This is a genomic window from Noviherbaspirillum agri (genome assembly GCF_054780595.1).
This window is the reverse complement of the sequence record NZ_BAAGWA010000002.1, coordinates 144,576-158,098: the sequence shown is the minus strand read 5'-3', so window position 1 is coordinate 158,098 and position 13,523 is coordinate 144,576. Positions and strand designations below refer to the sequence as shown.

The following is a 13,523-nucleotide window of genomic DNA, read 5'->3' as shown; positions in this document are numbered from 1 at the left end:
TGTCTCTCGGGTACGGTGTTGTTATTCTGAGGCGGCGGTGCGCATTGCCTTGGGCGCGCCTGCAGCGACGGGATTGGCGGTTTGCGCGAACTTCACTGCAGTCCCGACGCGCAGGGTGCCGAGATTCGCGCGTACGATCTGGGCGCCGTTGTCCAGCCCCTGGACGATCTCGACGGCACCACCCTCGCCGTCGTCACCGCCTACGCCGAGCGTCACCTGCTTCTGCACCAGCTTGCCGTTCTCGATCGCGTAGACATAGGTATTGCCGGCATCGGTGCGGATCGCCGCTTGCGGCACCGTCAGCACACCAGCCTTTTTTGCCATCGTCAGTTGCGCTTCGCCGAACATGCCGACCCGCAGCACGCCTTCCGGGTTGTCGATCTGGATATAGGTCATGATCGAGCGCGAACCCGCCTGGGTGGCAGGATTGATGCGGACGACCTTGCCCGTCAGCGGCTGCGGGATGCCTTCCACTTTGACGCGCACCTCCTGGCCGAGCGCAACCTGCATGATGTCCGCTGCCGGCACGGCGGCTTCCATTTCCATCTGGCTGAGGTCGACGACATCGAGCAGCCGGTTGTCTACCGAGACCTTCTCGCCCGGCTGGACGCTGCGGCTGCTGATCAGGCCAGATATCGGCGCGCGGATCACCGTGTCCGCCAATGCCTTCTGCGCCACATCGAGTGCGCCGCGAGCAGAGTCCACGTTCGCGCGTGCGATGCTGTACTGGCTCTCCGCGTTGTCGAATGCGGTCTTGGAGATGAACCCCTTGTCGAGCAATGCCTTGTTGTTGTCGCGTGTCTTGGTGGCGATGTCGAGCTGGCCGCGTGCCGCCAGCAGCGCGCCTTGTGCCTGGTCGACGCGCGCCTGGTAATCGCTGGTATCCATGCGGATGAGGATCTGGCCGGCCTTGACGGCTTCGCCTTCGCGGACCAGCACCTCGCGCACTTCGCCTGCGACCCTGGCCTTGACGCTGGCCTGGTTCACCGCGCGTAGCGAGCCGGACAAGGGGAGCAACTGGCGCAGATCGCGTGCCTTTACTAGCGTCACGTCGCTTGTCAGGAATTCCATCGCGACCGGTGCTTTCGGTGCGGCTGCAATGGATGCCGCCGCGCGCTGATTTTGTTTTTTCAGCACGGCACCTGCAATGGCCCCCAGCAGCAGGACGATGGTGAGAGTGATCCAGAAAGATCGGCGTTTGAGCATTGCGTTCTTATCCTTTTTGCGCCGTGGCGTCGTGGTTCAGCAAGCCATGCAGGAACAGGTCAATAAACGTATTGAGGAATTGTTCGGGGTCCACCGGCTCGGCGGTGCAGCTGTTGAAGGTGTGCTTCCAGACCATCAGCATGATTACCGGCGAGCAGACGGACTGGACGGTATCGTGCACGTTGATATTGCGGAATTCACCACGCTCGATGCCGCGCTCGAGCATGCGCCTGATCATCGCCGTACCGCGCACGATGACCTCGTCATGATAGAACTGTGTCACTTCCGGAAAGTTGGAGGACTCGGCCACCATCAGTTTGGTGATGCCGGACAGCTTTGTGTTGCCGATGCGTTCCCACCAGCCAAGGAGAATCTCGCGGAAGAGTTCGATGGACGAGCCTTCGAAGGTTTCGACGATGCCTTCCGCTTCGCCAAGCAACGGCACCATGTTTTCGCGGACGACGGCCTTGAACAGTTCTTCCTTGTTGGTGAAATAGAGATAAAGTGTGCCCTTGGAAACGCCTGCGCGCGCCGCTACATCGTCGAGGCGGGTCGCTGCATAACCGCGCTCGACAAACAGGTCGAGGGCTGCGGCGAGCAATTCTTGCGGGCGCGCATCCTTGCGCCTTTCCCAGCGCGGTTTCTTGAAGGGGCAGCTCATGGGCATAGGGATGGAAAATAACTTACTGACGAGTCAGTAATATAAGCGCCTATATCCATAGCGTCAAGCAAGGAAACAGCGGGTTGCAAACGCGCTCCGGCGGGTCCTCTAAAAACGGAAAAAGTTGCGTTCGGCATCGCCAGTAGAATGACGGGGTACGCACCTATTCTTCCGGTGTTATGCGTTTATCAAAGAAGTGGGGGCAGCTTGCAGGCTCAGGAAGAGTCCCCGAGCATCATGACGTTGCTGGTAGCGGCAGCCTCGCATCTCCTTTGATTTCTACCCGGCGCTAAGCGGCGCCCCTCTTACCAAGCCAGACCTTGCGTTATGAATAAAAAACCTTCCTGCCGACCTGATTGCGGTGCCTGCTGCATCGCGCCCTCGATTTCGTCCGCGATCCCCGGCATGCCGAATGGGAAACCTGCCGGCGTCCGTTGTATTCAGTTAAATGACTTGAACCAGTGCATGATCTTCGGCAAACCAGAGCGCCCTGTCGTATGTCAAAGTCTGCAGGCGTCGGCCGAGATGTGTGGTTCCAACCGGGAATACGCCCTGCAGTATCTGGCCCGCCTCGACGCCCTGACCTCGGCACAGTAAGGAGAAACGATGAGAAGACGATATGCCTCGTTCGTCATGTTGTTCATGGCGGTCCTGCTCGCATCCTGCGCGTCCTTGCTCGGGTCGCGGGAGATGGAAATTCCGCTGGCACGTTTGCAGGAATCGATTGCCAACCGGTTCCCCTTCAATAACCGCTTTCTCGAACTGCTGGATGTGCGCGTCACCAATCCCAGGGTCGCGCTGCAGCCGGATACCAATCGCATCGTGACGACGATGGATGCGTCCGTGGCGCCGCCATTCATGAACCGTTCTTGGAATGGCAACTTTGCGGTGTCCGGGCTATTGCGCTTTGATCCGGCGCGCAATGCGCTGGTGCTGGCCGAGCCGCGTGTCGAACAGTTCGCCGTCAATGGGCTCGACCCGTTATATGCCAACCAGATTGCCAAGGTGGGCAGCCTGCTCGCCGAGCAATTGCTGAAGGATGCGCCGCTGTACACCTTCCAGCCGGATGACCTGCGTTTTTCCGGCACGCGCTTCAATCCGACCAAAATCACGACGCGCCCCAACAGTCTCGTGGTAACCTTTGAGCCCGCACGATAGCAGAACCCGTTTTCTGTACCGACCCGCTCGGCGTCACTTCCGGCGGGTTTTTTATTGATAATCCAACTGATAACAATCAACTCGTACATGGATGTTACGCTCGCGCTCAAGGCGCTCATCATGGGAATCGTCGAAGGTCTGACGGAGTTTCTCCCGATTTCCTCCACTGGGCATCTGATCCTTGCCGGAAGCCTGCTTAACTTCACCGGCGAAAAAGTCAAAGTCTTTGAGATCGCGATCCAGGCGGGCGCCATGCTCGCGGTGTGCTGGGAGTACCGGGTCAAGATCGCCAGCGTCCTGAGCGGATTGTTCAGCGATGCAAAGGCACAGCGGTTTGCCGCCAATCTGGTCATTGCCTTCCTGCCTGCAGCCACACTGGGTTTTCTATTCAACAAGACGATCAAGGAAGAATTGTTTTCGCCGGTGCCCGTGGCGCTCGCATTCATTGCCGGCGGCCTGGTGATTCTGTGGATCGAAAAGAGAAACCGCATGCGCCCCGCCGCAGTACGTGTCGATTCCGTCGATGACATGACGGCTCTCGACGCATTGAAGGTTGGCTGCGCACAGGCATTTGCATTGATTCCTGGAACAAGCCGGTCCGGCGCGACGATCATCGGTGCCATGATGTTTGGCCTGTCACGCAAGGCGGCGACCGAGTTTTCCTTCTTCCTGGCCATTCCTACCTTGTTCGGTGCAACCATCTACTCGGTGTACAAGGAACGTGCGCTGCTGACGGCGGCCGACCTGCCCTGGTTCGGCATCGGCGCGGTTTCTGCCTTCTTCTCCGCATTCCTTTGCGTGCGCTGGCTGCTGCGTTACATCAGCACGCATGATTTCACCCTGTTCGCGTGGTACCGCATTGTGTTCGGGATTATCGTACTCATCACCGCCTATGGCGGCTGGGTGAACTGGGTGGAATAGAAGCGCAGCCTATGAATCAGGCAGGATCGGATCGTGCGTTGCACGTTCTGCAAACAGTGTTCGGTTATCCCGCATTTCGGGGACAGCAGGCCGACATTGTGAATCACGTCGCCAGGGGCGGCGATGCATTGGTGCTGATGCCGACCGGCGGCGGGAAGTCGCTGTGTTACCAGATTCCTGCCTTGCTGCGCGACGGTGTTGGCGTCGTCGTGTCGCCACTGATCGCACTGATGCAGGACCAGGTCGATGCGCTGGCCGAACTCGGCGTGCGCGCGGCCTTCCTCAACTCCACCCAGACCTTCGACGAAGCGATGCGCACCGAGCGTCGTGTGCGCAACGGGGAGCTGGATCTCGTGTATGTCGCGCCCGAGCGCTTGATGACGCCGCGCTGCCTCGAATTGCTGGATGCGTCGAAGATCGCACTGTTTGCGATTGACGAGGCGCATTGCGTGTCGCAATGGGGGCACGACTTCCGGCCGGAATACATCAAGCTGTCGGTCCTGCATGAGCGCTTCCCCAACGTGCCGCGCATTGCGCTGACGGCGACCGCAGACCCACAGACTCGTGCAGAAATCGCGCATCGCCTGCAGCTCGACGATGCGATGCAATTTGTGTCGTCTTTCGACCGGCCGAATATCCGTTACCAGATCGTCGAAAAGACGAATGGCCGCAAGCAAGTGCTGGACTTTATTCGCGAAGAACATCCGGGCGACGCCGGCATCGTCTATTGCCTGTCCCGCAAAAAAGTCGAGGAGACCGCGGCGTTCCTGAACGAGCATGGTGTGACGGCGCTGCCTTATCATGCCGGGATGGATATCGCGACGCGCACCGCGAACCAGGCCCGCTTTCTGCGCGAGGAGTCGCTGGTGATGGTGGCGACGATTGCGTTCGGCATGGGCATCGACAAGCCGGATGTGCGGTTCGTCGCACATCTCGACCTGCCAAAAAGCATCGAAGGCTATTACCAGGAGACCGGGCGTGCCGGCCGTGACGGCGCACCGGCCGATGCCTGGATGGCGTATGGTCTGCAGGACGTCGTGCAGCAGCGGCGCATGATTGATGAATCCGAAGCGGACGAGAATTTCAAGCGTGTGCAGGGCGCCAAGCTCGATGCCATGCTTGGGCTTTGCGAGACATTGAATTGCCGCCGCGTCCGATTGCTCGATTACTTCGGGCAGGCATCGGGCCCCTGCGGCAACTGCGACATCTGCCTCAATCCACCGGTCTCCTATGACGGTTCGGTCCAGATGCAGAAGCTGCTGTCGACCATCTATCGTGTCGACCAGCGATTCGGCGCGGGCCATGTGATCGATGTGCTGCGCGGGATCGAATCAGAAAAAATCAAGCAATGGCGGCACGAGAAGCTGTCCACCTTCGGCATCGGCAGCAACACCGGCGACGCGGAATGGCGAGCGATTCTGCGCCAGGCGATCGCGCTGGGATTGGTGATTGTCGACCATGATGCCTACGGCTCGCTGAAGCTCTCAGAGGCGGCGCGCCCGGTGTTGCGCGGAGAGCGCAAGGTACAGCTGAGGCAATACCAGAAACCGGTCAAGAAGAAGCGCGAGAGCGCCAGAGCAAGAGGCTATGTCGAAAGCGATCTGTCGACGGAAGAGCAGGCGATATTCGAAAAGCTGCGCTGGTGGCGCGTCGAGACCGCGCGCAAGCACAATGTACCTGCATACGTCATCTTCCATGATGCGACGATGCGGGAGATCGCAAAGACGAAGCCAGCTTCGCTCGACGATCTTCGCAACGTGTCCGGCGTGGGCGAGAAAAAACTGGAAACCTACGGCGAAGAGATTGTGTCCCTGATCGCCGCCATGACGTAACGCAAAACGCTACCGTTTGGTGAACACCAGATCCCACACACCATGGCCGAGCCGCAGGCCGCGGTTCTCGAATTTCGTCACCGGCCGATAATCCGGGCGAGGCGCATATCCATCGACGGTATTTTTCAGCGCGGGCTCATCGCTCAGTACCTGCAGCATCTGCTCCGCATAGTCCTGCCAGTCGGTCGCACAGTGCAGATAGCCGCCGGGCGCAAGGCGCGACACCAGCAGGTTCACGAAGGGTGGCTGGATCAGCCGGCGCTTATTGTGCCGTGCCTTGTGCCATGGATCGGGGAAGAATACATGCACGCCTGCGAGAGAATCCGGCGCAATCATGTGGGTGACGACTTCGACAGCGTCATGCTGGATGATGCGCAGGTTTGTCAGCTCCTGTTCGCCGATCAGCTTGAGCAGGCTGCCGACGCCCGGTGTGTGGACCTCGACACCGACGAAATTCTTGCCTGGCATCGCCGCCGCAATCTTTGCCGTGGTGTCGCCCATGCCGAACCCGATTTCCAGTACGGTCGGCGCGTGGCGCCCGAATGCGGCATCGAAATCGAACTGCTGCTTCACATACGAAATGCAGTAATGCGGGCCGAGTGTGTCGATGGCCTTGGCCTGTGCGGTGGACAGCCTGCCGGCGCGCGTCACGAAACTGCGGATGCGGCGCTCGGTCGGGTCATACAACATGGCCCTGCCATTATTCTCGTCGGAGTGGTTGTCGGACATATCGGACATGCGCGAACAGTGGAAGATGTGCAAATAAAAAAGGCACCTGACGGTGCCTGATCGACCTGGAGCGGGTGAAGGGAATCGAACCCTCGTCGTAAGCTTGGGAAGCTTCTGCTCTACCATTGAGCTACACCCGCGAAACGCGCATTGTACGCTGGATTGAAGCACGCTTGCAAATTGGTAGAGCATGCAAAGCGCGACCCTGCATGGCGCACCGCGCCTAGTGTTAGCGCGTGCCGGGTGCGGGCTCCGAGCCCATGCAATCGTGTGTTGGCGGATTTGTTCGCTGCCCTTGTTCGCTGCGTGTGCCGTCTTCCAAGTATGCGAATCCTTTTCCTCCCTATATCTTGTGGTTGCTGTTGCCGCCTTGCTGCAGTTTTGCGAAAAAAGGCCGCTTCTTACCTCGTTCTGTTACTATCAATCAACAAAAAACGCTATTTCTTGCTGTTTCGGACCGTAGAAAGCTACAAGGCGTTCTCATCATTAACCCTTGTCGGGAGCGGTGGTCATGGAGGAGTCGGGATCTCGTGCGTTGTCACTTTCCCTCAGCGAGGTGAGCGGCGAAGTGCTGGCCAGGTTCACGCCCGCGCTCGGCATGCCGGCGCCGGATCTGGCAGCGATCAAGGAGGCCATGGCCGAACAAGGCTGGAGCCACTTCTTTCTGGATGAGCCGGCCGTTGCCGACTTTATCCTCCACTGCCGCACCGCAGAAGAACCGATGGAAAAGTGCATCGGCGCACGCCGCGACGGTGAATTTTCCCTTGTGGTTGACAATGACCGGATGACTGCGTGGCTCACGTTGTTGCCTCCTAAGGGCGGCAAAGCCGTCGCGCGTGAAGAGTTTGACGCGGCACTGCGCGAACAGGATGTAATCTACGGCGTGCTCACGCGTGAAATCGATGCGGCCTTCGAGGTGGGGTACTGCGAACGCAAGGAGATAGCGCGCGGCGCACCGGCCACGAAAGGCGAGCCGACCCGCTTCGAAAGCCTCTTCGACCACAAGGACGACCCGACGGATAGCGATGAGCGTGAGCGCATCAGATATGCCGACCTCAGCCATCTCTTGCTGGTCGAACCGGGCGACAAACTGATGCGCCGCATTCCGCCCGCGCCTGGAAGCGACGGCACGGACATCCACGGCAAGTGCGTCCCTGCAGACGCGGTTCCCGATATTCCATTCAAAAGCGGCTTGCAGGGGGCAGAGCCCGACAAGGATGACCTCAACCTGTTGGTGGCGACGCTGGGTGGCCAGCCCATCCTGTTCGACACTGGTGTGGCGGTCAATCCCGTGATCGAGGTGGAGGACGTGGATCTCGGCACGGGCAGCATCAAGTTCGAAGGAACCTTGCGCGTTCGGGGCGACGTTAAGGCAGGCATGCGGATCAAGGTGGCGGGCGATGTCATCGTTAACGGCATGGTGGAGGCGGCGGAAATCACTGCCGGCGGCAACGTGGCGGTGAAGGGGGGGATCGTCGGCCATGTCGATGTACGACCCGGGTCCCGGTCCTTGCCGGAGACGACGGCAAGGATTATCTGTGGCGGATCCGTGCAGGCGCTGTTCATGGAGAGTTGCCATGTCGAGGCCGACAAATCCATCCTGGTGTATCGCAGTGCCCGACAGTGCGAGCTGATCGCAGGTGAGGAAATCGTCGCCGGCAAGGATGGCGCGAAGACGGGGCAGATCATCGGTGGAAGGTCGCAGGCAACGCTCAGGGTTGCGGCCGGTTCGCTTGGTGCAAGCTCCGGAGTAAAGACCTGCGTGCGTGTCGGCTTTGACCCTTATCTTGAAAAGCAAATTGCGGACAAGGAACACGATTTCACGCATCGCTGCGAGGAGGTGGATCGTGTCATCAAGCTGCTCGAGTACTTCAGGCAGAACCCGAAGAAGGGCGAGGGAGGTGTTGCCGCAAAAGTCGAGGCGACTCGCCAGCAGCTGCTTGCCAGCATTGCCGGAATTACGGAGGAATTGAAGGCGCTACGCGCTAAAGAGCAGCTGGCGGAGCAGGCGCGCGTGGAAGTGGGCAGTGAGATCCACGATGGCGTGGAGGTGCAGATCGCCCAGCATATGTGGCAGGCGTCGGAAGACCAGGGTGGGGGCACGCTGCGGTTGCAGGATGGCTATATCGAACTTCAGCGATAACTGGCATGCGGCGGTCGAACAGGATGCTGACGACTGTGACTGACGGCTATGACTACCGGCTATGACTGCCGGATCTCCTGCCCGGCGACTTCAACACGGTTGCGCCCTTTTGCCTTGGCGAGATAGAGCGCACGGTCGGCATCGGACAGCAGGACATCAATCGGCAGCGATCCGTTCATTGTGACGGCCACGCCGATGCTGACCGTATAGTGCGGTAGATCTCCGGACTGCTGCGCAATGCTGGTGCAAATGCGCTCTGCCACGGCCCGCGCCTCGTCGCAGTCGGTTTCCGGCAACAGCGCGACAAATTCCTCGCCGCCATAACGACCTATTGAATCGTGCTTCCGCAGCAGGCTTTTGGTGCGGCGGACAAAATCAACAATCACCCGGTCGCCGACGACATGGCCGTAGCGGTCATTGACGGACTTGAAGTAGTCGAGGTCGAACATCAATAGCGCCAGCGGCCGATGATGTCGCTGACTGCGTGCCATCTCCTTTTTCAGTAATTCGATAAAGGCGCCACGCGCGAAGGCGTCGGTGAGATGGTCGTGCGAGGCGATGAATTCCAGGGCGGTGCGCAAGCGTTCATTCGCCAGCATCATGGCGCCCAGGGTGATCGCAAGCACCGAGAACGCGAGTGCGGCCAGATAGATTTTCTGCGACAGCGTCGTGCCGAGCACGCTGTCGGTGGCGTCCAGTTGCAGAATCAGCGTCAGTGCGCGGCCACCGGACACGACGGCAATCGATGCGAAGACCAGGCAGGTGAACCGGCCCGCAAGCGTCTGGCCGCTGGTCTTGTACACAAGTACTGTGGACGCGATGAAGAGCAGCGTATCGACCGTCGTGACCAGCATGGCCCGGGCGGGATAGCTGTCGTCGACATAAGTAAACCAGCCGACGTGGGCAATCACTCCTGCCAGCACTGCCGCCAGTGCGGGGTGGTGTGTCGGCATGCCGGCGAAATCACGAAATCCTGCATAGAAGGACATGATGCCGCCTACCAGCATGGCGTTGGCGAGTACGACAGAAAAGAGGGGCGGGATGACGCCGGTCAGTCCAAACAGCGCACTTGCGATGACCATCCCGAGCAAGCCTCGGCTCCAGAACACCAGACCGCCGATGGTCGGCGGAAAACTGCGCCGCAGCATGAACAGAATGGCTGAGCACAGCAGGCCGAGCAAACCGGCAACAAAAATCAGGGAACGTGGATCGAGTTCAGCCAAGGTGCATTTCTCCTTGTCCGACTATAGCAAGCATTCGGCAAGTATCGCCAAGAGTTGTTACTCGGAAATTGTTGGCGCACCGATTGCCAAAGAGTGGTAGGCAAGCCGCCGCAAAACCGGCACATACGCCCGGATTGCGGCGAGGCGGAGCAAGAACTGGCTATCTTTTCGTGCGAACAGTGCTCAGATTCCGCCCATGCACAAGTACTTCATCTCCAGGTATTCCTCGATACCGTATTTCGAGCCTTCCCGCCCGAGCCCGGACTGCTTGACGCCGCCGAACGGGCCGACTTCATTGGAGATGATCCCGGTATTGATGCCGACCATCCCGTATTCCAGCTTTTCCGCTACGCGCCACACGCGGCCGATGTCGCGTGAGTAGAAGTAGCTCGCCAGGCCGAACTCGGTGTTGTTGGCGGCGGCGATGGCTTCCTCCTCGGTCTTGAACCTGGTGACTGCTGCCACCGGGCCGAAGGTTTCTTCGCGCATGATCTTCATGTCGCCCGTCACATTGGCCAGCACAGTCGGTTCATAGAAGTGGCCGCCGAGCGGATGCAGCTTGCCGCCGGCGAGCACTTTTGCGCCCTTGGCCAATGCATCGGCGACATGTTCCTCGACCTTGGCAACCGCCTGGTCGTCGATCAGCGGGCCTTGCGCAACGCCTTGTTCAAAGCCATTACCGACCTTGATCTTCGCCGCGCCGGCAGCCAGCTTCTCGACGAAGGCATCGTAGATCGATTCATGCGCATAAAAACGGTTGGTGCAGACGCAGGTCTGGCCGGCATTGCGATACTTGGAGATCAACGCGCCCTCAACCGCGGCATCCAGGTCGGCATCGTCGAACACGATGAACGGCGCGTGGCCACCCAGTTCCAGTGCGAGCTTCTTGATGGTCGGTGCGCTTTGCTGCATCAGGATGCGGCCAACCGGCGTCGACCCGGTGAAAGACAGATGGCGCACGATCGGGCTGTCGCACAGCACTTTGCCGACCTCGATCGAGCGTTCCGAATCGGCGGTGATGACGTTCAGCACGCCGGCAGGAATGCCCGCGCGATGCGCAAGCTCTGCCATGGCCAGTGCCGACAGTGGTGTCTGCTCCGCCGGCTTGATGACGATCGAGCATCCTGCTGCCAGCGCGGGCGCCACCTTGCGGGTGATCATTGCAATCGGGAAGTTCCAGGGCGTGATCGCTGCGCAGACACCGATCGGCTGCTTCAGCACGAGCATGCGCTTGTCGCTCCACGTCGATTGAAGCACATCACCATTCACGCGCTTGGCTTCTTCCGCGAACCACTCGACGAAGCTGGCGCCGTACAACACCTCACCCTTTGCCTCTGGAACCGGCTTGCCTTGCTCGGCGGTCATCAGCGCCGCGAGGTCGTTCGCATGCAGGAGCAGAAGCTCGTACCACTTGCGCATGATGGCTGCACGTTCCTTGCCGGTCTTTGCCGCCCAGGCGGGAAATGCTGCATTGGCCGCTTCAATGGCCTTGAGCGCGTCTTCGGCACCCATATCCGGCACCGAAGCAAGCGTGCTGCCGTCAGCCGGATTGGTTACCTCAAATTTCGTCACCGAGCTGGTCCATGCCCCGTTAATGAATGCCTGGTTGCGCAGCAGCGCGGCATCGTTGAGTTGCGGCATCCCTTTAATTTGTTGCTGCATGATGTTCTCCTCGTCTCTGTCTAATGGATAAACAAATACTGCACAATCCGGGCACGGCTCTGCAGGCGCTATGGCTGCTTCGGCTTTGCCTCATCACGCCGGTTGAATCCGGCAACCATGTCAAACCGGAACAGGCGGCATTCTAAGGCACCGTTGAAGAACGGCGTCTTGCGCGATTCCTTCAGCCGCAGCATCTTGGGCAGGCTGAGATCCGCAGTGAACAGGAAAACCTGCCAGCCCGCGAAACGTTGCTTCAAGGTCGTGCTGAAAGCACTATAGAACGCCGCCGCCATTTCGTCCGGCGCCTGCGAGCGATCACCGCGCACGCCAATACGTTCGCCGTAGGGCGGGTTGGTAACGATCATTCCCGGGGTGTCGGTCGGCGGCTTGATTTCCTGCGCCTCGATCTGCTTTAACGGAACCTCGAACTGGATGCCTGCGTTGTGCAGGTTGTTGCGTGTCATGACGATCATGTCGCCCGAAATATCGCTGCCGAACAGCGTCGGTGTCGTCGGCAGCGGATTCGGCTTGAAGCTGCCCTTGATCGCCAGCCACTCATCCGCATTGAAGTCATGGAACTTCTCGAATGCAAAATGGCGGCGCGCACCCGGCGGAATGCCTGCGAGGATCTGTGCTGCCTCAATGAGGATGGTGCCGGAGCCGCACATCGGATCGAGTAGCAGGGTGCCCGGCTTCCAGCCCGACACGCGCAGTAAGCCTGCAGCAAGATTTTCGCGCAAGGGCGCATCACCGGTTTCCTGGCGCCAGCCGCGCTTGAACAGCGCTTCGCCGGAGGTGTCGAGATAGATCGTGTAACTGTGTGCATCGAGGAAGCCGAAAATGCGCATGTCCGGTGTACGTGTATTCACGGACGGCCGTTTCGCATACAGGTCGCGGAAGCGGTCGCAGACAGCGTCCTTGATCTTGAGCGTTGTGAACTCCAGGCTCTTCAGCGGCGATTTGATCGCGGTGAGGTCAATGCGGATCGTGTGGTCGAGACCAAACCACTCTTCCCAAGGCTGTGCCAGCGTCAGGTCGTAGATGTCGTTCTCGTTGGCATAGCCGCCTTGCGCGATGCGCAGCAGTACGCGTGAGGCGATACGGGAGTGCAGGTTGATGCGGTAACTGTCGGCCAGCGTGCCGGAGCAGTGCACGCCGCCGGGTACCTGGTTATGAACCTTCAGCGTTGCGCTTTGCTGCGCGATTTCGCCGATCTCTTCCGCGAGTGCGGCTTCCAGGCCGCGCGGGCAGGGGCAGAAAAATGAATGTGTCATGGGGAACCCTTTATCCGTGGCGGGTGCGCCCCGCGCACCCATGCTTTAAAACCTGATCGGTGCGCGGGGCGCACCCTTCGAATCCGTACGGATCAGAACGGCTTGACCACCGCCAGGATCACTGCGGCAAACAGGCAGAGCGTCGGAAACTCATTGAACCAGCGATACCAACCATGGCTGCGCTTGTTCTGGCCATTCTCGAACTTTTTTAACAGTACGCCGCAGCCGTGCTGATAGAAGACCAGCAGCACCGCGATCGTCAGCTTCGCGTGTACCCAGCCCTGTCCCTTTCCAAAGCCGTAGCCTAGCCATAGCCACAGGCCGAATACGAGCGCAGGTACCGAGAGAATGATCATGAAGCGGTACAGCTTGCGTGCCATCAGGAGCAGGCGGGCATTTGCCTTCTGGTCGGTTTCCATTGCCAGATTGACGAAGATGCGCGGCAGATAGAACAGGCCGGCAAACCAGGAGGCAATAAAAATGACGTGCAGCGATTTAATCCAGAGCATTTATTCTTCCTTTTCTTGTATGTTTTTCGCGTATCTCGTCGTGACAGGGAACGAAGTTTGTATTCCATGTCCACTGTCAACGTAATGGTGCGGCCGTGCGAGGAGCACCCTTAGCATCGCAAACTTATCCCCGAACTTCTTCATGGTGAAGCAGGGGTTTCACGGGGCATGCCCCGTGCCTGCGTAACGGTGTTGCCTTGCAAGG

At 59.5% G+C, this 13,523-nt stretch carries 12 protein-coding genes and 1 tRNA gene; 5 read left to right on the top strand and 8 right to left on the bottom strand.

The features are described 5' to 3' along the window. Positions 1 to 21: 21 nt before the first annotated feature. Together ACYVIA_RS03460 and ACYVIA_RS03455 are read right to left on the bottom strand one after the other, a co-directional pair. Entirely contained in the window at positions 22 to 1,206 is a 1,185-nt protein-coding gene (locus tag ACYVIA_RS03460; RefSeq protein ID WP_460837912.1) for an efflux RND transporter periplasmic adaptor subunit, read from the bottom strand. 7 nt (positions 1,207 to 1,213) lie between these two features. After that, on the bottom strand, positions 1,214 to 1,867 hold the full coding sequence (locus tag ACYVIA_RS03455; protein ID WP_460837911.1) for a TetR family transcriptional regulator: 654 nt from the start codon (positions 1,865 to 1,867) through the stop codon (positions 1,214 to 1,216). Between the two features lie 327 nt (positions 1,868 to 2,194). Here ACYVIA_RS03455 and ACYVIA_RS03450 point away from each other — a divergent pair, with 327 nt between their 5' ends. From ACYVIA_RS03450 to recQ, 4 genes are all read left to right on the top strand, one after another. Then, positions 2,195 to 2,464 carry a YkgJ family cysteine cluster protein gene (locus ACYVIA_RS03450; RefSeq protein ID WP_460837909.1) on the top strand — a complete coding sequence of 90 codons (270 nt, stop codon included), beginning with the start codon at positions 2,195 to 2,197 and terminating at the stop codon, positions 2,462 to 2,464. 9 nt (positions 2,465 to 2,473) lie between these two features. Continuing rightward, complete coding sequence (locus tag ACYVIA_RS03445) at positions 2,474 to 3,025, top strand: DUF1439 domain-containing protein (protein WP_460837907.1); 552 nt, start codon at positions 2,474 to 2,476, stop codon at positions 3,023 to 3,025. Between the two features lie 87 nt (positions 3,026 to 3,112). After that, the gene (locus ACYVIA_RS03440) at positions 3,113 to 3,946 is read left to right on the top strand and encodes an undecaprenyl-diphosphate phosphatase (protein ID WP_460837906.1); all 834 of its coding nucleotides are present in this window, start codon (positions 3,113 to 3,115) and stop codon (positions 3,944 to 3,946) included. Positions 3,947 to 3,957: 11 nt separating this feature from the next. After that, positions 3,958 to 5,778, top strand: coding sequence for a DNA helicase RecQ (recQ, locus tag ACYVIA_RS03435; protein ID WP_460837904.1), 1,821 nt, complete (start codon positions 3,958 to 3,960; stop codon positions 5,776 to 5,778). Between the two features lie 9 nt (positions 5,779 to 5,787). On the opposite strand, the gene trmB is transcribed toward recQ, so the two are convergent. Further along, on the bottom strand, positions 5,788 to 6,507 hold the full coding sequence (gene trmB / locus ACYVIA_RS03430; RefSeq protein ID WP_460837902.1) for a tRNA (guanosine(46)-N7)-methyltransferase TrmB: 720 nt from the start codon (positions 6,505 to 6,507) through the stop codon (positions 5,788 to 5,790). Between the two features lie 66 nt (positions 6,508 to 6,573). Then, positions 6,574 to 6,647: transfer RNA gene (locus tag ACYVIA_RS03425), tRNA-Gly, on the bottom strand. 395 nt (positions 6,648 to 7,042) lie between these two features. Here ACYVIA_RS03425 and ACYVIA_RS03420 point away from each other — a divergent pair. Then, entirely contained in the window at positions 7,043 to 8,650 is a 1,608-nt protein-coding gene (locus ACYVIA_RS03420; RefSeq protein ID WP_460837901.1) for a DUF342 domain-containing protein, read from the top strand. A gap of 59 nt (positions 8,651 to 8,709) precedes the next feature. On the opposite strand, the gene ACYVIA_RS03415 is transcribed toward ACYVIA_RS03420, so the two are convergent. The 4 genes from ACYVIA_RS03415 to ACYVIA_RS03400 form a co-directional block, all read right to left on the bottom strand. Beyond that, positions 8,710 to 9,873 (bottom strand): GGDEF domain-containing protein, encoded by a 1,164-nt coding sequence (locus tag ACYVIA_RS03415; protein ID WP_460837899.1) that lies wholly within the window; start codon positions 9,871 to 9,873, stop codon positions 8,710 to 8,712. 183 nt (positions 9,874 to 10,056) lie between these two features. Continuing rightward, positions 10,057 to 11,535, bottom strand: coding sequence for an NAD-dependent succinate-semialdehyde dehydrogenase (locus ACYVIA_RS03410; protein ID WP_460837898.1), 1,479 nt, complete (start codon positions 11,533 to 11,535; stop codon positions 10,057 to 10,059). A 68-nt stretch (positions 11,536 to 11,603) separates the two neighbouring features. Then, entirely contained in the window at positions 11,604 to 12,809 is a 1,206-nt protein-coding gene (locus ACYVIA_RS03405) for a THUMP domain-containing class I SAM-dependent RNA methyltransferase (RefSeq protein WP_460837896.1), read from the bottom strand. A gap of 92 nt (positions 12,810 to 12,901) precedes the next feature. Beyond that, on the bottom strand, positions 12,902 to 13,318 hold the full coding sequence (locus ACYVIA_RS03400) for a CopD family protein (RefSeq protein WP_460837894.1): 417 nt from the start codon (positions 13,316 to 13,318) through the stop codon (positions 12,902 to 12,904). Between the last annotated feature and the right edge of the window lie 205 nt (positions 13,319 to 13,523).

Excerpts from the sequence above, each read along its gene's own strand:
- ACYVIA_RS03460 (WP_460837912.1), bottom strand. The coding sequence starts at position 1,206 with ATGCTCAAACGCCGATCTTTCTGGATCACTCTCACCATCGTCCTGCTG.
- ACYVIA_RS03455 (WP_460837911.1), bottom strand. The coding sequence starts at position 1,867 with ATGAGCTGCCCCTTCAAGAAACCGCGCTGGGAAAGGCGCAAGGATGCG.
- ACYVIA_RS03450 (WP_460837909.1), top strand. The coding sequence starts at position 2,195 with ATGAATAAAAAACCTTCCTGCCGACCTGATTGCGGTGCCTGCTGCATC.
- ACYVIA_RS03445 (WP_460837907.1), top strand. The coding sequence starts at position 2,474 with ATGAGAAGACGATATGCCTCGTTCGTCATGTTGTTCATGGCGGTCCTG.
- ACYVIA_RS03440 (WP_460837906.1), top strand. The coding sequence starts at position 3,113 with ATGGATGTTACGCTCGCGCTCAAGGCGCTCATCATGGGAATCGTCGAA.
- recQ (WP_460837904.1), top strand. The coding sequence starts at position 3,958 with ATGAATCAGGCAGGATCGGATCGTGCGTTGCACGTTCTGCAAACAGTG.
- trmB (WP_460837902.1), bottom strand. The coding sequence starts at position 6,507 with ATGTCCGACAACCACTCCGACGAGAATAATGGCAGGGCCATGTTGTAT.
- ACYVIA_RS03410 (WP_460837898.1), bottom strand. The coding sequence starts at position 11,535 with ATGCAGCAACAAATTAAAGGGATGCCGCAACTCAACGATGCCGCGCTG.
- ACYVIA_RS03405 (WP_460837896.1), bottom strand. The coding sequence starts at position 12,809 with ATGACACATTCATTTTTCTGCCCCTGCCCGCGCGGCCTGGAAGCCGCA.
- ACYVIA_RS03400 (WP_460837894.1), bottom strand. The coding sequence starts at position 13,318 with ATGCTCTGGATTAAATCGCTGCACGTCATTTTTATTGCCTCCTGGTTT.